The 20,483-nt window shown below is 74.8% G+C and carries 23 protein-coding genes; 4 read left to right on the top strand and 19 right to left on the bottom strand.

Annotated elements, in window-relative coordinates; genetic code table 11:
• The 6 genes from ELR47_RS11035 to ELR47_RS11060 all read right to left on the bottom strand — a co-directional run bounded on the left by ELR47_RS11035 (position 1) and on the right by ELR47_RS11060 (position 4,974).
• Complete coding sequence (locus tag ELR47_RS11035) at positions 1-279, bottom strand: hypothetical protein (protein ID WP_130649943.1); 279 nt, start codon at positions 277-279, stop codon at positions 1-3.
• Positions 276-881 carry a pyridoxal 5'-phosphate synthase glutaminase subunit PdxT gene (gene pdxT, locus ELR47_RS11040; protein ID WP_130651343.1) on the bottom strand — a complete coding sequence of 202 codons (606 nt, stop codon included), beginning with the start codon at positions 879-881 and terminating at the stop codon, positions 276-278. The genes ELR47_RS11035 and pdxT overlap by 4 nt, the downstream gene beginning before the upstream one ends.
• Before the next feature lie 86 nt (positions 882-967).
• On the bottom strand, positions 968-1,873 hold the full coding sequence (gene pdxS / locus ELR47_RS11045; protein WP_130649944.1) for a pyridoxal 5'-phosphate synthase lyase subunit PdxS: 906 nt from the start codon (positions 1,871-1,873) through the stop codon (positions 968-970).
• A gap of 103 nt (positions 1,874-1,976) precedes the next feature.
• Positions 1,977-3,116 carry a glycosyltransferase family 4 protein gene (locus ELR47_RS11050; protein ID WP_165404011.1) on the bottom strand — a complete coding sequence of 380 codons (1,140 nt, stop codon included), beginning with the start codon at positions 3,114-3,116 and terminating at the stop codon, positions 1,977-1,979.
• Positions 3,113-4,141 carry a phosphatidylinositol mannoside acyltransferase gene (locus tag ELR47_RS18365; RefSeq protein WP_165404012.1) on the bottom strand — a complete coding sequence of 343 codons (1,029 nt, stop codon included), beginning with the start codon at positions 4,139-4,141 and terminating at the stop codon, positions 3,113-3,115. Before ELR47_RS18365 ends, ELR47_RS11050 begins: the two co-directional genes overlap by 4 nt.
• Positions 4,138-4,974, bottom strand: coding sequence for a CDP-alcohol phosphatidyltransferase family protein (locus ELR47_RS11060; protein ID WP_165404013.1), 837 nt, complete (start codon positions 4,972-4,974; stop codon positions 4,138-4,140). Before ELR47_RS11060 ends, ELR47_RS18365 begins: the two co-directional genes overlap by 4 nt.
• Positions 4,975-5,232: 258 nt before the next feature.
• On the opposite strand from ELR47_RS11060, the gene ELR47_RS11065 reads away from it, so the two are divergent.
• Both ELR47_RS11065 and msrB read left to right on the top strand, forming a co-directional pair.
• Entirely contained in the window at positions 5,233-5,859 is a 627-nt protein-coding gene (locus tag ELR47_RS11065) for a hypothetical protein (RefSeq protein WP_130649947.1), read from the top strand.
• Between the two features lie 26 nt (positions 5,860-5,885).
• Positions 5,886-6,287 (top strand): peptide-methionine (R)-S-oxide reductase MsrB, encoded by a 402-nt coding sequence (gene msrB / locus ELR47_RS11070; protein ID WP_130649948.1) that lies wholly within the window; start codon positions 5,886-5,888, stop codon positions 6,285-6,287.
• A gap of 27 nt (positions 6,288-6,314) precedes the next feature.
• On the opposite strand, the gene ELR47_RS11075 is transcribed toward msrB, so the two are convergent.
• Positions 6,315-7,151, bottom strand: coding sequence for a lysophospholipid acyltransferase family protein (locus ELR47_RS11075; RefSeq protein WP_130651345.1), 837 nt, complete (start codon positions 7,149-7,151; stop codon positions 6,315-6,317).
• Positions 7,152-7,362: 211 nt separating this feature from the next.
• Between ELR47_RS11075 and ELR47_RS11080 the strand changes: the two genes are divergently transcribed.
• Positions 7,363-7,815, top strand: a complete 453-nt coding sequence (locus ELR47_RS11080; RefSeq protein ID WP_130649949.1) for a hypothetical protein — start codon at positions 7,363-7,365, stop codon at positions 7,813-7,815.
• A gap of 20 nt (positions 7,816-7,835) precedes the next feature.
• On the opposite strand, the gene ELR47_RS11085 is transcribed toward ELR47_RS11080, so the two are convergent.
• The 12 genes from ELR47_RS11085 to ELR47_RS11140 form a co-directional block, all read right to left on the bottom strand.
• Positions 7,836-9,986 (bottom strand): prolyl oligopeptidase family serine peptidase, encoded by a 2,151-nt coding sequence (locus ELR47_RS11085; RefSeq protein ID WP_130649950.1) that lies wholly within the window; start codon positions 9,984-9,986, stop codon positions 7,836-7,838.
• Positions 9,983-10,768: a hypothetical protein gene (locus ELR47_RS11090; RefSeq protein WP_130649951.1), complete on the bottom strand. Its 786-nt coding sequence runs from the start codon at positions 10,766-10,768 to the stop codon at positions 9,983-9,985. Before ELR47_RS11090 ends, ELR47_RS11085 begins: the two co-directional genes overlap by 4 nt.
• On the bottom strand, positions 10,765-11,730 hold the full coding sequence (locus ELR47_RS11095) for an ROK family protein (protein ID WP_130649952.1): 966 nt from the start codon (positions 11,728-11,730) through the stop codon (positions 10,765-10,767). Before ELR47_RS11095 ends, ELR47_RS11090 begins: the two co-directional genes overlap by 4 nt.
• A gap of 27 nt (positions 11,731-11,757) precedes the next feature.
• The gene (locus ELR47_RS18370) at positions 11,758-12,204 is read right to left on the bottom strand and encodes a hypothetical protein (protein WP_165404014.1); all 447 of its coding nucleotides are present in this window, start codon (positions 12,202-12,204) and stop codon (positions 11,758-11,760) included.
• Positions 12,201-13,406: an ArsA family ATPase gene (locus ELR47_RS11105; RefSeq protein WP_205745206.1), complete on the bottom strand. Its 1,206-nt coding sequence runs from the start codon at positions 13,404-13,406 to the stop codon at positions 12,201-12,203. Before ELR47_RS11105 ends, ELR47_RS18370 begins: the two co-directional genes overlap by 4 nt.
• 87 nt (positions 13,407-13,493) lie before the next feature.
• Positions 13,494-13,985 (bottom strand): SRPBCC family protein, encoded by a 492-nt coding sequence (locus tag ELR47_RS11110; RefSeq protein WP_130649954.1) that lies wholly within the window; start codon positions 13,983-13,985, stop codon positions 13,494-13,496.
• Positions 13,982-14,767 carry an alpha/beta hydrolase gene (locus ELR47_RS11115; protein WP_165404015.1) on the bottom strand — a complete coding sequence of 262 codons (786 nt, stop codon included), beginning with the start codon at positions 14,765-14,767 and terminating at the stop codon, positions 13,982-13,984. The genes ELR47_RS11110 and ELR47_RS11115 overlap by 4 nt, the downstream gene beginning before the upstream one ends.
• 67 nt (positions 14,768-14,834) lie before the next feature.
• The gene (locus ELR47_RS11120) at positions 14,835-15,965 is read right to left on the bottom strand and encodes a glycosyltransferase family 4 protein (RefSeq protein WP_130649956.1); all 1,131 of its coding nucleotides are present in this window, start codon (positions 15,963-15,965) and stop codon (positions 14,835-14,837) included.
• On the bottom strand, positions 15,962-17,287 hold the full coding sequence (locus tag ELR47_RS11125) for a M48 family metalloprotease (protein ID WP_165404016.1): 1,326 nt from the start codon (positions 17,285-17,287) through the stop codon (positions 15,962-15,964). Before ELR47_RS11125 ends, ELR47_RS11120 begins: the two co-directional genes overlap by 4 nt.
• A 60-nt stretch (positions 17,288-17,347) precedes the next feature.
• On the bottom strand, positions 17,348-18,514 hold the full coding sequence (locus tag ELR47_RS11130) for an NYN domain-containing protein (protein WP_130649958.1): 1,167 nt from the start codon (positions 18,512-18,514) through the stop codon (positions 17,348-17,350).
• A 65-nt stretch (positions 18,515-18,579) separates the two neighbouring features.
• Positions 18,580-18,825: a hypothetical protein gene (locus ELR47_RS11135; protein ID WP_130649959.1), complete on the bottom strand. Its 246-nt coding sequence runs from the start codon at positions 18,823-18,825 to the stop codon at positions 18,580-18,582.
• Positions 18,826-18,846: 21 nt separating this feature from the next.
• The gene (locus ELR47_RS11140) at positions 18,847-19,449 is read right to left on the bottom strand and encodes a DUF309 domain-containing protein (protein ID WP_130649960.1); all 603 of its coding nucleotides are present in this window, start codon (positions 19,447-19,449) and stop codon (positions 18,847-18,849) included.
• Positions 19,450-19,602: 153 nt separating this feature from the next.
• Here ELR47_RS11140 and mutM point away from each other — a divergent pair, with 153 nt between their 5' ends.
• A complete protein-coding gene (gene mutM / locus ELR47_RS11145) occupies positions 19,603-20,436 on the top strand; it encodes a bifunctional DNA-formamidopyrimidine glycosylase/DNA-(apurinic or apyrimidinic site) lyase (RefSeq protein WP_130649961.1) in 834 nt (277 codons plus the stop codon).
• The last annotated feature ends 47 nt before the right edge of the window (positions 20,437-20,483 follow it).

Below are 20,483 nucleotides of genomic sequence, written 5' to 3' on the forward strand. Positions count from 1 at the left end.
TCAGCGCCGCGGGCGGGGTGGGCGCTGCAGCCGCCACCGGACGCGCACGGTGTAGACCAGCGTCGCGAGCAGCACGATGCCGGCGACCAGCAGCGAGCCACGCACGGCCAGCACCACGGCCAGCACGGTCCCGAGCCAGGGGACCAGCGGGGCCGCGGCCGGCGGCGCCGGCGAGCCGGTCGCGGCGGGCTTGCGCAGCAGACCGAGCGCCGCCGCCAGGGCGAGGGTCCCGAGCCCGATCGCGACCAGGACGGCGGCCGGGACGAAGGGATCCCTCACGGGGCGCGACGGACCTGGCGTACCGTGTCGACGAACGCGGCGTGCAGGCGGTCGTCGCCGGTGACCTCCGGGTGGAACGCGGCGGCGAGCAGCCGGCCCTGCCGGACGACGACCGCGTGGCCGTCGACCTCGGCGAGGACCTCGACGTCGGTCCCGAGCACCGCCTCGACGCGCGGTGCGCGGATGAAGGACACGTCGAGCGGTCCGCCCTCGACGCCGGTCACCTCGAGCGCGGTGTCGAACGAGTCGACCTGCCGACCGTAGGCGTTGCGGCGGGTGCGCACGGCCAGGCCGCCCACCAACGGCTGCGCCCGGTCCTGGTCGAGTTCGTCCGACAACAGGATCATCCCGGCGCAGGTACCGAAGACGGGGAGCCCGTCGACGATGCGTTCCCGGAGGAGGGGCATCAGGCCGAAGCGCTCCAGGAGCTTGCCGATGGTGGTCGACTCACCGCCCGGCAGGACCAACCCGTCGACCGCGGCCAACTGCTCGGCCGTGCGGACCTCGACGGCCTCGGCGCCGCAGCGCCGCAGCGCCCGCAGGTGCTCGAGCACGTCGCCCTGGAGCGCGAGCACCCCGATCCTCGGCGCGTCCGCGGGCACGTCGGGGGCCGGCTCGCGGTGCACGAGCCGGTCACCGGGCACCCACGCCCCGCGCGATCGCCCCCTCGGAAGGTCGCCGGCGACGCTCACCAGCCGCGGTCGGCGTACTTCTGCCCCTCGGGCAGCGACTGGATCTCGATGCCGACCATCGCCTCTCCGAGGTTGCGCGACACCTTGGCGACCACGCCGGCGTCCTCGAAGTGGGTGGTGGCCTCCACGATCGCGCGGGCGCGCTGCTCGGGGTTGCCCGACTTGAAGATGCCGGAGCCGACGAACACGCCGTCCGCGCCGAGCTGCATCATCAGCGCGGCGTCCGCCGGCGTCGCGATGCCGCCGGCGGTGAACAGCACGACGGGCAGGCGGCCGGTGTCGGCGACCTCCCGCACCAGCTCCACCGGTGCGCGGTGCTCCTTGGCGGCCGCGTACAGCTCGGTCTCGTCCATGGTCGCCAGCCGGCGCACCGCGCCGGTGATGGAGCGCATGTGCCGGACGGCCTCGACGACGTTGCCGGTGCCGGCCTCGCCCTTGGAGCGGATCATCGCCGCGCCCTCGGCGATCCGACGCAGGGCCTCGCCGAGGTTGGTCGCACCGCACACGAACGGGACGTCGAACGCCCACTTGTCGATGTGGTTGGCCTCGTCGGCCGGGGTCAGCACCTCCGACTCGTCGACGTAGTCCACGCCCAGCGACTGCAGGACCTGGGCCTCGACGAAGTGGCCGATGCGGGCCTTGGCCATCACCGGGATCGAGACGGCCTCGACGATGCCGTCGATCATGTCGGGGTCGGACATGCGGGCCACGCCGCCGTCGCGGCGGATGTCGGCGGGTACGCGCTCGAGCGCCATGACGGCGACCGCCCCGGCCTCCTCGGCGATGCGTGCCTGCTCCGGCGTCACGACGTCCATGATGACGCCGCCCTTGAGCATGTCCGCGAGGCCGCGCTTCACGCGGGTCGTGGCGGTGGTCTGCCGGGCCTGGTTCGTGTCGGTCATGGGCGTTCTCGCGAGGTGGAGGAAGTGACCAGCAGCGTACTGCCTGCCCACGAGCGACAGGGAGACCGGTCCGACGCGTCCCGTCACCCGTGCGGGTCCCTCGTCAGCGCGACTGGACCGCGCTGTAGATGGCGCGCAGCCGGGAGGCCACGACCGGCCAGTCGTAGGCGGCGACCGTTCGGCGTCCCTCGGCCCCCATCGCCGCCCGCAGGTTCGGGTTGTCGAGCAGGGCGGCGATGGCCTCGGCGAGCTCGCGAGGCGCACCCGGCGTCACGAGCCGCCCCTGGACGCCGTCCCGCGCGACACTGCGGTAGCCCGGCAGGTCGGAGGCCACCAGCGGCCGACCGGCCGCCATCGCCTCGAGCAGCACGATCCCGAACGACTCCCCGCCCAGCGCCGGCGAGACGTAGAGGTCGCACGAGGCGAAGAACCGGGGCAGTTCCTCGGCGGACACGCGTCCGAGGAAGACGACGTCGGCACGCAGGCGGGCCGGCAGCAGCTGTTGACAGCGGTCGCGCTCGGGCCCGTCACCGACGACGTGGAGGCGCAGTTCGGGCCGTCGGGTCTTGAGCAGCGTGAACGCGCGGATCAGGGGTTCGAGTCCCTTGCGGGGCTCGAGGCGCCCGACGAACAGCAGCGTCGGCCGCTCCGGGTCGACGACCTGGGGCAGCGGTTCGGCGTCGGCGAAGCGGGCCACGTCCACGCCGTTGGGGACGACCCGGAACCGACCGACGGGGACGCCCAACGCCTCGGCGTGGTAGCCCGCGGCGGCATCGCTGACGGCCACCGCCGCGGCGAGCCGGTCCAGGACTCGACGCGCATGGGGCCGCACCGACCGGTACGCACGCGTGCGGTCGGACCAGGCGTGGAAGGTGCCGACCACCGGCGCCACCGCGGCCCGCACCGCGGCCGTCCCCGCCCACGGCACGACCGGCTCGTGCACGTGCACCACGTCGGGTCGCGCGTCGACGAGCTGGGCGCGCAGTCGGCCGAGGCTGCGTGGCGAGGGCACGATCGGGGCGACCGAGCCGTTGAACGGCACCCGCAGGGCGCGTCCGAGCGACGGCGCCTGGTCGCTGCCAGGCCCCAGCACGTGCACCGTGTCGCCCCCGGCGCGCAGCGCCGCCGCGAGTTGGGCCACGTGGGACTGCACGCCACCGGGTACCTGCAGGTCGTAGGGCGACACCAGGGCGATCCGCAGCGGCGGTGACGACGATGGACCCGTGACGTCCGGTCCGCTCACCGCGCACCACCCTGGCGGCCACGCCGCTGCTGCCAGTCCGCTCGTGCCAGTGCGCGCCAGTCCTCCCCCGCCCGCCACGCCGTGACGACCGGGTGGTCCGGCTCACGGTCGGCCAGCCAGTTCGGGACGAACACGTGCCACTGCTCGGGCGCGAAGCGCACGAGGTGCTCGAGCTCGGCGGCCACCGCCTGCGTTCCGGCGTACACGTCGAGGTCGGCCACCGCGATCGGCGCGCGGACGTAGCCGTGGAAGCCGTCGTCCCCGCGCGTGAAGAAGGCGCCGGCCGACACCGGCCGACCGGTGCGTCGGGCCAGTGCCGCGGTCCCCGGAGGCAGGCGGCACGGCTCGTCGAAGAACGCGACGATCGGGCCCTTGCGGGTGAGGTCGCGGTCGGCGAGCAACGTCGCCAGCGCCCCGTCGTCGCGGACGCGACGCTCGAGCTGGTCGAGCATGTCACCGCCGCGCACGAGCGGGATCACGCCGATGCCGGCCTGCTCGCGCAGTCGGACGAAGCGCTCGAACAGGCGGCGGGGTTCGACCAGTTCGGCGACCACGACCATGCCCCACCGCCGTTGGCTGGTGAACAACGCCCCCACGTCCCACGAGCCGAGGTGGCCGGTGGCGAAGATCCCACCACGCCCGCTGTCCCGAAAGGCGTCGACGTGGTGCAACCCCTCGGACGTCGAGGCCGCGACGACCTGCCCGCCGTCCATCCGGTGGAGCCGGAAGCTGTCGAGCCAGTAGCGGGCGTAGGACACGTAGGCCTGCCTGACGAGCTCGGTCAGCTCCGACGGCGAGGCCCCGGGAACGACGCGGGCGAGGTTGCGACGGACCTGGTCGCGCTGCCGCTCGGACGCGCCCCGGAACCAGAGCGGACCGAGCTGGGCGGGCAGACGTCGCGCGAGCGGCCCGGGCAGGGTGGCCGCGGCGTCCCAGACCGAGCGGTACTGCCAGTAGGCGGCCCGCTGCCGCAGCGTCTCGGGCGGAGCGGGTGGCAGGTCGGCGAGCGTCGCCGACCGTCTCACGTCCCGGCCTCGTCGCCACCGCCGACCTCGCCGCGCCGCGAGGGCGCACTGCGGGCCTGCTGCAGACGGTCCGGTCCGCCGCCCCCGTCGGGCTCCGGACGCGGCAGCTCGTCGGTGACCTGGGCCGCGCGCTGGGCGGAGTCGACCGCCGGGTCGAAGTTGTACTCGCCGTAGAAGCGGCGGGCCGCCCGCAGGAAGGCGCGGCTCCAGGCGCGGTCGGCGACGGCGAGCTCCAGCAGTTCCTCCGGGATGTCGCGGTCGATCTGGCACCACACGTGATGGATGCGCTGGACGACCGTCACCGTGCCGCCGACGGCGAGCAGCCACATCACCGGCTCCAGGAGCAGCGGATGCAGCAGCAGCGCGAGGATCAGCGCGATCGCCCGCTCGGCGCGCTCGAGGATGCCGATGTCGCAGGTGAGGTCGATCGACTCGGCCTTCGCCCGGACATAGCTGGTGACCTCGGCGGCGACCAGGGCGACCACGGCGAGCACGAAGACGCGTGGCTCGTCGCGGACCCACCAGGCCACGCCCGCGAGGATCAGACCGTCGGAGATGCGGTCGCTGACCGAGTCGTAGAAGCCGCCGAAGGGCGTGGAACGACCGGTGGCCCGGGCGACGGCACCGTCGAAGGTGTCCATCAACCCACCGGCGACCAGCACCCATCCGCCGACCATCGGCTCGCCGTTGGCCACGAACCACGTCGCCACGGCGGTCAGCACCAGACCGAACGTCGTCAACCAGTTCGGGGTGACCCCCGTCCTGGCGAGACCACGACCGATCGGTGTCGTCACCGCGTCGACGTAGCCCGGGAACCGAGACCGCAGTGCCACGTCGTCCTCGCTCGCCCGCACGGGCGCGTCGTCCACGTTCGACGCCGCGACGGCGCACACGGCCCGTCGACGGCACCCTCACGCTAGCAACCTCCTCCCGCGCCGCTCCGGACCCGACGTCCACCGGGCGCGCGGGACCCGGCCGGTCCGCCAGCGGTGCCCGACACCCGTCGTCCACAGCCGGCTCGCCACCGCACGACGACGGTTCCCCGCCGAGCTGGCACGGTGGCCACCTGCCGTCGTCGCCGGAGCCGCCCGTTGCTCGCCGCCCTCCCGCCCGTGCCGTGGTCCTCGGCCACCGCCGTGCTGCTCGACCTGGCCCGGAGGGACCTCACGGCCGGGTCGCTGCCCCGCCCCCGACTCACCGCCCACGCCGGTGGGGACGGCCTCGGCCTCGCCGAGCTGCGACCGCACGCCGCCGACGTCGTCCCGCCACTGCTCGAACTGCTGGCGTTGTTCCTGCCCCTGGGCGCCGACCGGCTCACGCTCGCCGTGGTCGGACGGGCCTGGTCGCTCGACGACCCCGTCGTCCCCGTCTGCCGGACCGGTGACCTGCGTCAACGGGTCCTGGTCGTGCTGCGTGCCGACGCGCACCGAGGACGGTGCCGGCTGTCGGGCGTCCTGTACCCGATCGAATCCGTTCCCGGCGCGAGCGCCGAGGGCCCCTGGCGACTCGGCGCCGCCGTCCGGACCACGGACGAGCCCGAGGGTCGGACCGGCGCCGCGCTGCAGGCACTGCTCGACGGCCGGGCACGGCTGCTCGGCACCCGCCGCCCGCACCAACTCGCCACCCAGTACGCGCGCGTGCTGCTGCTCGGACACCGGGTCTCGGTGACCGACGGTCGGGTCGAGCAACTGCTGGCCGACACCGTCGCCCTACCCTGAGCCGTCAGCCCGAACGACGAGGTGGCATGGCGGAACAACGGCAACTCACCGACGCCGAGTGGCGGGAACGCCTGAGTCCGGCGCAGTACCAGGTCCTGCGCCGACAGGGCACCGAACGTCCCTTCACCGGGGCCTACTGGGACGAGCACGGCGAGGGCACCTACCGCTGCGCCGGGTGCGGTACGGCGCTGTTCGCCTCGACCACCAAGTTCGATGCCCACTGTGGCTGGCCGAGCTTCTACGAGCCCCTCGACGCGTCGGCCGTGGAGGAGCACGAGGACCGCAGCCACGGCATGCGCCGCATCGAGGTCACCTGCGCCACCTGTGGCGGGCACCTCGGCCACGTCTTCGACGACGCGCCTGACCAGCCCACCGGCCTGCGCTACTGCATCAACTCGGTCAGCCTCGACCTCGAACGCGCCGACTGAGGGGCGGACCGGGCCACGCGCAGCGGTTCAGCCGATCGCCCGCCCCGAGCCGCGCCGGTCCGCGTCCGTGGTCTCGGGGAGCGACAGCGTCTCGTCCCCCGTCAGCTCGACGGGGTCGTGCGCCGGCCCCCGGGTCGCGACGTCGGCTTCCGCCGCGCGCGTCGGGGACGCGCCGGGCTCGACCGTCAGGTCGACCGCGCCGGACTTCACCTTCGAGGCGTACTCGTCGACGTACTCCTGGCCGCTGAGCAGCATGATCTCGTACATGAGCTCGTCGGTCGCCGAGCGCAGCACGAACGGGTCGTCGCGCTGCTCGCGATAGCGCGACAGGTCCAGGGGCGGGGCGTAGCGAACGGTGACCGGCTCGCGCCTGGGCACGTAGGTCCCCGTCGGCATGGCCCGGTCGGTCCCCACGACCGCGCAGGGCACGATCGGCACACCGGCCTCCAGCGCCATGCGCACCGGCCCGGTCTTGCCGCGGTAGAGCCGACCGTCGGGGCTGCGTGTGCCCTCGGGATAGATGCCCAGCAGGTCGCCGCGCTGCAGGATGTCGACGCCCGTGCGCAGGCTGTCCTGCCCCTTCTCCCCGCCGCCCCGGTGGACGGGCACCACGCCCGTGCTCGAGAAGAACCAACGGGTCCGCCACGAGTCCCAGTAGTCGGCCTTGCCGAGGAAGTACACCGGCCGGGTGACGTGCAGCGGCAGCATCAGCGAGTCCACGAAGGACAGGTGGTTGCTGGCCAGGATCGCCGGCGTCGTGGTCGGCACGTGCTCGAGCCCCTCGACGTGCAACCGCAGGTAACGGTCGGCGACCGGTGGCAGTCCCTGCTTGATCATGCGGTACATCAGCGGTGCCTGTGCCATCCCGGCCACTGCGCTCTCCTCGATGGGGGTGCCGGGGGCCGCCCGTCCCGGCGGACGCTGCGCGAGCCACCCGGGCGACCAGCGACACTCCCGACCCCGCTAGCCTACGGTCGCCCCCGGGAGGCGTCGAGCGTCCGACGCACCTCCCTTCGCACCAGTGTGCGGGTGCCGGTGTCCGACGCCGGTCGACCACGACGACGAGGAGCTGGAGTTGGCGAGCGACCTCGGAGCCTGGCCGGCGGAGCAGGCCACCGTCCTGGTCGAGGTGCTGCAGCGCGACGGGTTGCAGCCCGAGGCCAAGCGCACACGTGAGGGCATCCTCGTCACGGTTCCCGACGAGCAGTCGGACCAGGCCCATCAGGTGCTGGCCGCGAACATGGACGTCATCGCCCAGGCCGCCCGCCCCCGTGGCCCGGGCGCACGTCGCCGCGGTCGCTCCACGGCACGGCCGTCGCCACAACCACGTCGCGAGCCGGACCGTGACACGGACGCCCGGCTCACCAGCGAGCGCCTGTTGCGCGCGGGTCCGGTGATCGTGCTGTTGCTGGTCGCGCTGCTCGTCGCCGGCCTCGTGCGCCAGCTGGCCTTCCCGATCATCCTGGGGGCCGTCATCGCCGGTGTCTGGCTGCTGGGCAAGCAGACCCAACGCGAGCAGGACGACTGACGCCGCGGCCCGGTCGCCGGTCAGGCCGGGCGCAACGCTCGGTGCAGGAAGTCGACCTGCAGCCGCAGCAACTGTTCGGCCACGACCTCCTGCGGGGTCATGTGCGTGACCCCCGACAGGGGCAGGAACCGGTGCGGCCGCCCATCGGCGAGCAGCGCGGCCGACAGTTGCAGGGTGTGCGCGGCCACGACGTTGTCGTCGGCCAGTCCGTGGACGAGCAGGAGCTCGGGCACCCGCTGGTCCCAGGGCGCGGCACCGAGCAGGTGACCGTCGGCGTCGACCAGGCTCGACACCTCGTAGGCGGCCGGGGAGGTCGCCGGATGCCCGAGGTAGCGCTCGGTGTAGTGGGTGTCGTACCGACGCCAGTCGGTCACGGGTGCGCCGGCGATCGCGGCCGCGAAGACGTCCGGACGGCGCAGCACCGCCAGCGCGGCCAGATAGCCCCCGAACGACCATCCGCGGACGGCGACGCGCGAGAGGTCCAGCCGGGGCTCGTGCTCGACGGCGGCGTACAGCGCGTCGATCTGGTCCTCGAGCACCGGGGTCGCGAGGTCACCGGCGATCTCGCGCTCCCAGCGTGGCCCGCGTGCGGGTGACCCGCGCCCGTCGACGACCAGCACGGCGAAGCCCTGGTCGGCCAGCCATTGGGACGTGAGGTGGGCGGCACCGCTCTGCAACACCCGTTGGGCGTGTGGGCCGCCGTAGGGATCGAGCAGCACCGGGAGCCGCGCGTCGGCGGCCGCGTCGGTGGGCAGCAGCAGCGCCGCGCGCAACTGCCGCGGCCCGAGTTCGAGCAGGCGAACGTGCGGCCGGACGTCGGGGTGTGCGGCGAGCACGTCGACCTCCGCGAGCTCCGCTCCCCCGGCGTCCACGACGCGCACGCGCGGCGCCGTGGAGGTCAGCTCGCGGCTCGTCACGACGGCCCGACCGGCGGCGACCGCCCCGCACCCGTGCACGCCCGGGGTGGCCGGACTCCACCGGACGAGCTCCCCGTCGGCCGCCTGCCACGCCCACACGTGCACCTGGGTCGGGTCCCGGTCCGAGGCGGTGAAGACCACCACCTCGGCGTCGGCGGCGACCAGCGCCCGGACCTGGAGTCCGGGTGGGGTGACCGGTCGGCCGTCGACGACGAGCGCCCGGGAGCCGACGGGTCCGTGCTCGGACCGGTCCTCGACGGTCACGAGCCGACCGTCCGACCAGGCCGGGGCGCCGTCGACCAACTCGACCCACGCGTCGTCGACGAGCTCGCGGACGAGCGTGGTGGTCCCCGTGTCGGGATCGGCGGTCAGCACCTGGGCGGTCCGCTGGTCGCGGGACTGGACGAGCAGCAGCAGACCGTGGTCGTCCCAGCCGACCCGTGCCAGGTAGGGCAGTCGCGCACGGTCCCACACCACGTCGACACGCCGACCCCCCTCCACGGCGAGCAGCGACAGCCGGACGTCGGCGTTGTCGGTCCCGGCCGCCGGGTACGCCAGCCGCTGGGGGCGGCGTTCGGGATGCGCGGGGTCGGCGATCCACCAGGTCGCGACCGGCGACTCGTCGACGCGGCAGACGGCGACACGTTCCCCGTCGGGCGACCACCAGGTGCCCCGTCCGCGCCCCATCTCCTCGGCGGCCACGAACTCCGCGCGTCCCCAGGCGATGCCGTCGTCGACCACCAGTGGACGGGTGACGCCCGGCTGCGTCGGCCCGCCGACCAGGTCGAGCAGGTGCAGGGCGTCACCGCTGACGTAGGCGACCCGCCGACCGTCGGGAGAGGGACGCGGATCGAAGACGGCGCCGGCCGACGGGTGCTCGACGAGCGTCGCGGAGCCGCGGTCGAACGTGAACAGTCGACCGCCGAGCGCGAACGCGACCAGCTCGACGTCCCGGTCGGTCGCGAACGAGGTGATACCGCCGGCCATCTCCCGGGCGCGCTCGCGTCGGGCCCGTTCCTCGGGCGGGAGTTCGGCCGGGTCCTCGTCACCGAGCGTGACCGGGTCGACCAGGCACCGCTCCTGCGTGCCACCGTCCTCGGACAGATCGAGTTCCCACAGGGCCGTCACGGGGTCCTCGCCACCGTGCGAGCGCAGGAACAGCAGGTGCCGGCCGCTCGGGTCGAACCGGAACCCCCGTGGCACCCCGAGGGTGAAGCGTCGGGTCCGGGCGTGTTGGCGGGGGAAACTGCTCACGCGGGTCTCCGTCGGGGCGCAGATGGCGGGTGGTGTCCGTCGCCGGTGTCGCGCGCGGCGTCGGCCCGTGCGACGGGCAGGCGCGTCGCGTCGTCGTCCCGGCCGGCGAGATCGGCGACGACCGGCAGACAGGAGCTGGCCAGTGGTGCCGGCACCGCGGTGGCGACGAACGCACCGAGCACGTCGAGCGAACGGTCGACGAGCACGAGGTCCTGCCGCGTGCGCGGGTCCGTGCTGGGACGGGTGGCGCCGGTACCCGTGCCGCCGACCAGGTGTGCGTCCTGGAAGCGTTCGGTCAGCACCGCGAGCACCCCGGAACCGACCGGCTCGTCGAGGGATGCGGCGACGATCCGGGCGGCGTCGACGCCGTCGAGGAAGGCCTCCAGTGCCGCGACACCCACGTTCCGGTCCTCGGCACGCCCCGGGAGCCGGGCCGCGGTGACCGACAGACGCAGCCCGCCGACCCGGCACACGACCGCGGCCGCCTCGTCCCCGGCCGACCCGTCCCTGCCTGCGCCGTCCGTCGATGCCCCGTCCCGGAGCGGCACCGACGCGGCCGTGTCCACGCGCACGTCCGGGTGCACCAGGACCGCGGTGGCGGCGTCGTGGCGTCCGCAGCGGGCGGCGACCTCCAGACCGGCGCTGGTCGCCAGTCGACGCAGTCGCACCGGGTCCGGCGCCGACGTCAGGCACACCAGTCGCGGCTCGACCTGGGTGAGCACGCGTCCAGCGGCGTCGAGGTCGAGTCCGACGCCGAGGTCGTAGGCGACGACGCGGATCACGCCAGGCTGCTCGGTCCGGTCACCTCACCGGCCCGGTCGGCCGCCAGTTGGGCGGCGCCGACCATCCCGGCGTCGTCCCCGAGCGCCGCCAGCTCGATCGGGGGCGGCGTGCGCCACTCCCGGCCGATCATGCGGGCCTCGAGTGCCTCGCTGGCGGCCGGCACGATCCAGCGGGACGTGGCCAGTGCGGCCCCGCCCCCGAGGAGCACGACCTCGGGGTCGAGGAGGTTCACCAGGCTGGCCGCCGCCACTCCCAACCAGGTCCCGGCCTCCACCAGCACCTGGACGGCCAGCGCATCACCACCGAGCGCCGCCTGGCTGACGTCGCGGCCGGTGGGCGCCTCGATGACCCGCAGGGGGCTGTCGCCGTCGCTGGCCACCAACCGTTCGGCGGCGATACGTCCGATCGAACTCCCGGAGGCGTAGGCCTCGATGCAGCCCCGGTTGCCGCAGGGGCAACGGCGGCCGCCTTCCTCGACGATCACGTGCCCGATCTCGGTCGCGAACCCGTGCGCGCCGAGCAGGAGCTTCCCGTCGACGACCACACCACCGCCGACGCCGGTGCCCAGCGTGAACATCACGACGTCACGGTGACCGCGGGCGGCCCCCGCGCGCTGCTCGCCGAGCGTCGCGGCCGACGCGTCGTTGACGACGGCGACCGGCCCCGAGGTGACCTCGCCCAACTCCTCGGCGATGGCCACGTCCCGCACGCCGATGTTCGGGCCGTAGCGGATCACGCCGTCCGGGCTGACGAGCCCGGCGATGCCGATGCCGACCGGCAGATCGGTCCGGTCACCGGACAGCTGGCGGATCGAGGTCCGCAGCGTGTCGAGCAACAGGGCGCTGTCGTGCGCGGGCGTCTCGCGGCGCTGACGGTCCAGGACACGACCGTCCGCCGCGACGGTGGCGGCGACCAGCTTCGTGCCACCGATGTCGATGCCGATGGCGACGGGGTCGGACACGGAGAGGGCCTTTCGGGGGTGGGCAGGTCAGTCGAGGTCGATGTGCTCGAACGGTTCGTCGTCCGGGTCGCCGGTCGTCGCGTCGTACGGTGATCGACCGGGCTCCGTGCGGTGCAGGTCGCCCGCGAGGGCGCGCACGGCGTCGGCGAGGTGACGGGCGGCCTCGGTCAGGTGCCCGACCACCTCGGGGTGTGTGGTGGCGAGCAGGCGCAGACCCACGCACCACGGACAGACCCCGCAGACGTCGGGATCGTGGCCGTCCGGGGCACCGGGGCGTGCGCCCGCAGCCGGGTCGTGATCACCCGGTTGCCCGCCCGCCGCACGGGGGTCCGGGCCGACACGCTCGTCGCCAGCGGCGCCGTCCACCGGGCCGGTGCCACGGCGGGCGGTGCGGTGGGCATCGACGGGATCGGCGTCGTCCAGCCCGTCCGTGCCCGGCGGCGAGGACCACCAGGGGTCGGACGCGGCACTCACGAGCCCACCTCCACACCGGCCGCCTGCGGACGGAACCGGACCTCGAGCCAGCCGTCGGCGAGGGCGGCGCCGGCCACCCGGTCGCGTCGCAGCGATCCCGGCAGGGCGACCGTCCGGCGGACACCGGCGACGCGCACGTGCAGGTCGCTGCCGCGCCGGTGCAGGTCGAGTTCCCCACGGGTCGCGAACGGCAGCGCGATCCGCAGCAGGTGCCCCTCGGCCGTGCGCTCGACGGTGACGGGTCGGACCGGTTCGCGCCACCCCGTCGCGTCCGCGTCGGCGTAGAGGGCGTCGGCGAGCCGGCGCAGCCCGTCGACACCGATGACCTCGTCGTCGAGCAGCGGGGCACGCAACACCGGGGTGGGCGCGAACGAGGTCCGCAACTCGGCCAGCTGGGCGGCGTGCCGGTCCTTCCAACGGGCCAGGTATGGGTCGGTGACCTCGTCGGGCAGCACGCGGTTGACCACCAGCGCGTCGACGCCGTAGCCGAACAGCGACAGGGACGTCGCCGTGCGCTCCGTCTCCGCGACCGAGAGCCGTTCGGGGGTGCACACGAGGCGGATCGCGGCCCGGGCCGGGTCCTGCAGCAGCGTGTGCACGCGGGCGAGCTGGTCCTGGATCCGCTCGACGGCGGCGAAGACCGGCTCGTCGGGCATCGGTAGCGCTCCCAGGCCGGCGCCACGGACCAGCGGGCCCAGCGCGCGGGCCATCCGCCTTCCCGGTCCGGCGATGCGCTCGACGTACCAGCCCAGCGCGTCGGGCAGGGCCAGCAGCCGCAACGTCTCCGCGGTCGGTGCGCAGTCCACCACGACGAGGTCGTACTCCCCGCTGGCGACCTGCTGCTCGAGGTCGATCAGCGCGAACAGTTCGTCGATCCCCGGCAGCAGGATCAGCTCCTCGGCCGCGACCGCGCCCATCCCGCCCCACCCCAGCAGCGACACCAGGTAGTCGCGGACGTCGCTCCAGTGATGCTCGAGCCGCGCCTGCGCGTCGATCTGCAGTCCGGTGAGCCGACCGGGAGCGCCGGGGACGTCCACGGCCCGCGGGCGGTCGTCGAGCGGCTGCGCCAGGGCGTCGGCCAGCGAGTGCGCCGGGTCGGTGGAGGTGACCAGCACACGTGCCCCGGCGGCTGCGGCGTGGACCGCGGTCGCCGCGGCGACCGACGTCTTGCCGACGCCACCCTTGCCGGTGAACAGCAGCACGCGGGTCAGGATCGTCTCGATACGACGGTGGGTGACACGAACGGTCCGAGGCTAGCGAACCCTGCCGTGGGGCTCGTCCGCGGGACGTCAGGGGACCAGACCGGCCGAGGTCCGGGCCTCGAGGTGGAGGCGGTCCTTGAGTCCCCACAGGCCTTGGCGTACCGCCCGACGGTAGTCGCGCTGCAACCGCCGCGACGACGCGGACGGGACGGTTGCGGTCAGCAGGTGGTGCACGACGGTGCCGCCGCCGGTCGGCTCGAGCCAGAACTCCGCTCGACCGTTCACCTCCCCGCGCAGTGCCAGGAGGAAGCCCTGCTCGTGGCGCCGGTCGTGCAGGCGCGCGGCGACCCGCAACCGCCGCAACGGTGCCGCCGGCAGCTCCAGTGCCCACACCTCCTGCGCGGGCCCGTCCGCCCCGGCGCCCGGGGCTCGTTCCGGCGGCATCGCGCGCACCCGGAGGCCCGGCCACCACGTCGGCCAGTCGTCGACGGCGCTCAACCGGCGGTGGACGAGCGCGACCGGGGCGCGGACGAAACCGTCGTCGTCGACGTGCAGCTCGAGCAGCGGCGACCCCTTCAACCGACGTGCTCCGCCACGAAGGCCAGCAGTGACGCCCGCAGCTTGTCGGCGTCGTAGTCGAGTTGCGGCACGTGGTACGAGCGCTCGCAGACGACCTCGGTGACCTGTTCGCTGCCCACGAGGTCACGCAACGCGCGGGCGTTGGCGGCCGGGACGGTGTGGTCGTCCGGCGACCAAGCGACCAGCAGCGGCATGGTCAGCCGCTCGAGCTGTCGACGCAGGCGCGGCAGTTGGCCGATGAGCGACTGTGCCGCGCGCGTGGACACCAGGGGGTAGGCGCCCTCGGCCGTGCCCGGACGCGCGATGTCGTCGGCGGGCAGCCCGGCGAGGTCACGTGGGACGTAGGGCACCACGTACTGCAGCACCGGGGCGAGCCGCGCCAGTGGCTGGACCGGGTCCGACACCTGGGCGTTGAGCGCCGCCACGGCGGCGACGCGCCCGGGGTTCCGGCTGGCGAAGTCGAGCGAGAGCGTGCCACCCATCGAGTGACCGACCAGCACGATGCGCGAGCAGCCACCGGCGAGGTGGTCCACGGTGCGCTCGAGCGCGGCGTACCAGTCGGCGTACCGGGTCCGGCCCAGCTCGCGGACCGAGGTGCCGTGTCCCGGCAACAGGGGCACCTCGACGGCGTACTCCTCGGCCGCGAACCACAGGCCGATGGGCCGCGTCGCCCGCGGATTGCCGGTGAACCCGTGGGTCACGACCACCCCGATGTCGGCGCGCTCCCCGCTCCCCAGCGAGCCCCAGGGCTCGGCACCCTCGATCGCCACCACCGCGTTCACGACCCGCTCCTCCGCCTCGTCGCCCTCCATGCCCCCCGCGGCGCACGGTAGCGCGCCACGCGGCGTCTCAGGCCCCGACAACCTCGTCGAGCACCCGGGCGAAGCCGGCAGCGATCGCGTCCCAGGACCACTGCCGCTCGACCCACGCGCGGCCGGCCGTGCCGGCGCGGGCCCGTGCGGCCGGGTCCCCCAACCAGGAGTCCAGCGCGGCGAGCAACGCCTGTGGATCGCGGCCGTCGACCACCGTGCCCGTCTCCCCGTCGCGGACGGCCTCGGGCGCGCCACCGCTGCGCCCGGCGATCGCGGGCACGCCGCAGGCCTGCGCCTCGAGGTAGACGATGCCGAGCCCTTCGACGTCCGTCCCGGCCCGGCGGGTCCGGCACGGCATGGCGAACACGTCGAGCGCGGCGTAGCAGGCGGGCAACGCCTCCCAGCCGACGCGCCCGGCGAGCACGATGCCCGCGCGCCGGCCGCCCAGGGCCTCCGCGCGGCGTCGCAGGGAGGGCTCGAGCGGCCCCTCGCCCACCAGCACCAGCCAGGCGTCGGGGTGCCGCTCGCGCACGCGCGGCCACGTCGCGAGCAACTGGTCCTGCCCCTTGCGCGGGACGAGTCGGGAGATGCAGCCGACCAGGGGGGCGTCGGCGGGGACCTCCCAGGCACGACGCATCGCGCTGCCGTCGACGTCGGGCGTGAAACGGGCGACATCGACGCCCGGGGGGATCCGCACGACGCGTCCTGCGGCCACGTGCGGGACCAGGCGCTGTTCGGCCCAGTCGCTGATGGTCGTCAGCGCCGCGAGGTCGCGGGTGGCGCGACGCACGAGCCGTCCGAGCCCCACGCCGGGCAGTCCCGCCTCCAGTCCGTGCGACAGCGACACCACCGGCACGCCCAGCCCGTCGCGGAGTCCGGCGGCGAGCTCCCCCAGGGGCCACGACGCGCCGAGCACGACGACGTCGGGCCGGTGGACGCGCCCATGGGCGAGCACGCGACGCCGCGTGGGTGGGGTGGGAAGCACCGCACCGGGCAGGCGCACGGTGGCGTACGGCTGCCCGGCGTCGTGGGCGGCCGCCTCGGCGTCGCCGGCGGGGCCGACCACCAGGGTCTCGGCCGGATGCACCCGTTCGAGCAGGTTGCCGACGAACTGTTGGATGCCACCGGCACGGGGTGGCAGGTCGTTGGTGACCCACAGGACTCTCACGGTCGGGCTCCTCCCGGCTCCCGCGGCGGCGCGTCGGACACGGCCGGGTGGTGCTGGTCCTCCTCGGCCCGCTCGAGCTCGGCCAGCGTCGGCAGCTCGATGCCCTCGCGCTCGGCCCACCCCTCGAGGTAGGTGATGCGTTCGGTGACCGTCGGGTGCGTGCCGTGCAGCAGACGGACCCAACGCGGCGGGGTCGGCGAGGCCAGGTCGCGCACGGTGAACACGCGGGTGGTCGACAGCAGCAGCGCCGGGTCCCGGGTCAGCTCGACGGCGCGCGCGTCGGCCGCCGCCTCGGCACGACGGGACACGGCGTTGCCGATCGGGGTACCCACCAGCTCCAGGACCGCCGCGGCCAGCAGGACGACCGCGACCATGCGGCCGTCACCGGGAGCGTCCGCCCCGGCAGCACGCTGGAGGCGACGGCTGGACAGCACGAACCGCAACAGCACCAGCGCGGTCAGCAGCGCGGCACCCGACAGGGCGACCCCGCGGGTGAGGTCGGCGTGCTCCTGGTGCGCCAGCTCGTGGGCGAACACGGACGCGACCTGTGCGGGCGGCAGCTCGAGCAGGTTGTCGTACACGACCACCCGCTGGGTGGGGCCGAGTCCGGTCACCAGCGCGTTGACCCGCGTGGTACGCCGGCTCGCCTCCCCCACCCGCACGTCCACCGGCGGGTCGCCGGCACGGTCAAGCACGTCGGCCATGGCGTCGGCCGCGGGCCCGGCGGCCAACGGCACGCTCGGCAACGTCCACGGCTGCACCACGACCGGGTGCAGCAACACCGCCCCGGCGACGAGCAGCGTGCCGCCGACGGTGGCGCGGAAGGGCCACGAGTCCGGCCATCGCCGGACCACCGCGAACAGCAGCACGACCAGGACGGCGATTCCCAGCCACCGACTGCCGGCACGGACGCCCCAGTCCAGCAACCAGCCCGGGACCGAGCGGGTGCGGAAGCCCCAGCGCCCCTCGTGGAGCACGCCGCTGTAGACCGCCAGGGGCAGGACCGCGAGGGAGCCGAGGATCGACAGGCGCAGCGCCACCAGGCCCGCCCGCCAGGGGCCGGCGGCGTCACCGGCCCAGACCCGGACCCGTTCCCGCCCCCACCGCGTGGCGACGAAGCCGAGCGGCACGGCGATGCCGAGCACCGTCGCGATCGCCGAGACCACGTAGCGTGGTGCCCGGTAGGCAGCGACGGCCGTCAGCACGCCGTCACCGAACGTCGCCAGCTGCCCGGTGGTCGCCGGCACGGCCGGTGCGAGCGGTCGCCAGACGGACGCGGCCAGGCCGAGGGCCGCCAGCCCCACCGCGGCCAGCGCCCACACCCGCGTGTGCTCGCGCGGTCGGCTCGACCGCCCGGTACCCGTCGACGTGTTCCGCATCGCTCAGCCGAGCGCCGACACGAAGGCGTCCGTGCCGGTCACGTCGGCCCCCGACGCCGACACGCGGGCCTGCAGCTCGCGGTCGTCGGTCACCACCAGCACGGGCTCGTCGGTGGCCTCGACCGCCAGCACCACCTCGTCGTCGGCGGTGATGCCGGCCGGCGTGAAGCGGACCTCGACCTCGCGGCTGGCGAGCGCAGGGCGGGCGACACTGGCGCGCTCGCCGTCGAACACCGCGACCGGGCGGATCCGTCGTTGCAGGGCGGCCGTCGCCAGCAGCCGGACCAGCCACGACCGCTGCGTCTCCAGGTCGAGGTGGTCGCGGTGCCGCCGGGTCAGGTTGTAGCCGTCGACCAGCACGAGCCGGCCGGCGTGCAACAGCATGCCCACCGCCTCGGCGGTACCCGGCACCACCCCTGACGGCAGGGTGCTCGGGCGCCCGGGCACGACGCGGGGCGCACGCGCACGTCGGTTCCGACGCCGTTCCTCCTCGAGGCGTCGGGCCTCGGCCTGCTGCGCCTCGCGACGCTCGTCCGCCCGGCGACGCTCGTTGCGGCGCTCGTCCTCGCGTCGGCGCAGCTCGGCCAGCTCCTCGCGCAGGCGGGTCTGTGCCGCCTCACCACGTCGGCGTTCCCGCGCGACGGCGCGTTCGCGCTCGACCTCCAGCTGCGCCAGACGGTCGCGAAGGCGCGCGACCTCCTCGTCGGCCGTCTGCCGGCCGCGGGCGAGCTCGACCGCGGCCGCGTCGCGGCGCTCGAGCTCCGCCTGCGCCGCGTCCAGCCGCCGGCGCAACGCGTCACGTTCCTCGCGGGTCGCGCGCAGCCGCTCGCGGGCGCGCTCGAGCTCCCGCCGGGTGGCCTGCAGCTGCGCGGTCACGGATCGCTCGTGGGAGGAAGGTTCCGCGGGGACGGAGCGCGCCTCGAGCGCCGAGGCCCAGGTGCGGGCGAGCTCGGCGTCCTGCAGCCGCTCGCGCAGGGCCTCCCAGAGCGGACCGCCCTCGGCGATCAGTGCGCAGACCTCCCGACGGACGCGCCCACCGGCGAGCCGGCCCGTCGGCGCGGCCCTCAACCGCCGCAGGGCCGGCGTGGCCACGGCGTCGTCGACGTCGTGCAGCGCGTGGCGGACCGTGGGCAGCAACGCCGCCCACGCGTCGGCCGGCAGTTCGGTCAACGCCGCCGTCGACGGCGGCCCCGGTGGCGACGCCGACCGTGCCTCGGTCGAACCGTCGGCCGGCACTAGGTACCGGCCGGCGACGTCTCCACCTGCACCGCGTCGGTCCGGCCACACCAGCGGCAGCTGACCGACTCGACGGTCTGCTCCAGGATCTCCTCCTCTTCGACCCGGCCATCCCCACCGAGGTCGAAGTGGTGGAAGCGGCGGGTGCGGGTCGTGGCCACGACGTCGAAGCGGGTCACGTTGCCGCAGCCGTCGCAGCGGAACCGGGCGCCGGACTCGAGGCCACGGGCGAGGGATTCGGACACGGTGGAGGAACTCCTGGGTCGTCAGGTGGTGCGACGCCGCGGGGCACGCGCGCGGCCCGCGGTGAGCCAGACCGGCTCGTCGGACAGGGGTGTCGGGAGCTCGGGCGGCCGCAGTGCCGAGGGGTCGGGCGTGAACCACGGCCCGCCGTCCATCGCGGGGAACTCGGGGAAGCCGATCTCGATCACGGCGTCCGCGTCCTGCAGCGCGGCGCGTGCGCCGGTGCAGGCGACCCGCAGCTGCTCGACGTCGATCCCGCGGTGGACGTCGGGATAGCCGGCCAGGCGGTCGGCCGCACGTCCGAACAACGCCGTGGCACCCGCGAGGTTGCCACGCTGGAGATGGACTCCGGCCACGGCGACCTGGATGACGCCCTGCCAGAACTCCCGATCGGCCTCCGGTGCGGCGTGCCAGACGTGCTCGAGGCACTCGTGCGCCTCGAAGAAGCGCTCGTCGTTCCACAGCGCGACGCCGAGCAGCAGCGCCTCCTCGACCGAGCGCGGCTCGTGCTCCTGCGCCAGGGGCACGTCGGTGGTGCCGTAGGGCAGCGGTCGTCCGGTGCGATCGCGCGGCCGAGCCTGTTCGGGCCGGCCGTCGTCGCGGCGGTCGCGCTCCTGCTGACTCATCCGCGCATCCTCGTCCGCTGCCGTCCGTGCACCGACCGCGAGCGTAACCGCCGCCTCCGACGGCCGACGGCCCGCCCGGCCGGCACCCCTTCGTCGTGGACGTCGGTCGCTCCGGCCTCGGGTACGGGCCGCAGCGCCGGGTACCGTCACGGCATGCCAGAGCTGCCGGAGGTCGAGTCGGTGCGCCGGCAGCTCGCACCGGAGCTGTCGGGTCGGCGGGTCGTGGACGTGTGGTGGGACGCGCACCCGCACGCGAGGTTGTCGGACCTCGACCTGCTCGTCGGTCGCCGCCTCGAGGCGGTGCGGCGACGGGGCAAGTTCCTGCTGTGTCCACTGGACCCGGGCCCGGACGGGGACGAGCTCGAACTCGTCCTGCACCTGGGCATGACGGGCTCTTTCCGGTTCGTGCCCGCGCCGACGGGCGACGGCGGGATCTCCCACGTGCGGGTGCGAGCGGTCCTCGACGACGGCCGGGCGCTGCTGTTCCGGGACCCGCGCCGCTTCGGTCGCGCGTCGGTCGTGCCGGCCGGGGACTACGGCCGCGTCGTGCCGACGCTGGCGACGCTGGGTCCCGAACCGCTGTCCGAGGCGTTCGACGCGGAGACGTTCGCGGCCGCGCTGGCACGCAGCCGGGCCCCGGTGAAGGCACGCCTGCTGGACCAGCGACTGGTGGCCGGGGTCGGCAACATCTACGCCGACGAGGCGTTGTGGCTGGCGAGGATCCATCCGGCGTCGCGGCGGGTGGGACGGTCGCGGGCCCACGAACTGCACGCCGCGATCCGGACCGTGCTCACGGCAGCCATCGAGCGGGAGGGCACGACCTTCCGCGACTACCAGATGGTCAACGGCGAGTCCGGCCGCAACGCCGAGTTCCTCGAGGCCTACGGCCAGGCCGACCGGCCGTGCAGCCGGTGCGGGACGCCGTTGGTGCGCTCGATGGTGGCCCAGCGGGGGACGACGTCCTGCCCGCGCTGCCAGCGGCACTGAACCGGCGCAACGGCTGAGGAGGGCCGGCGCGCCCGACCACCCGAGAG

This window comes from Egicoccus halophilus, from assembly GCF_004300825.1.
Taxonomy (GTDB): Bacteria; Actinomycetota; Nitriliruptoria; order Nitriliruptorales; family Nitriliruptoraceae; genus Egicoccus; species Egicoccus halophilus.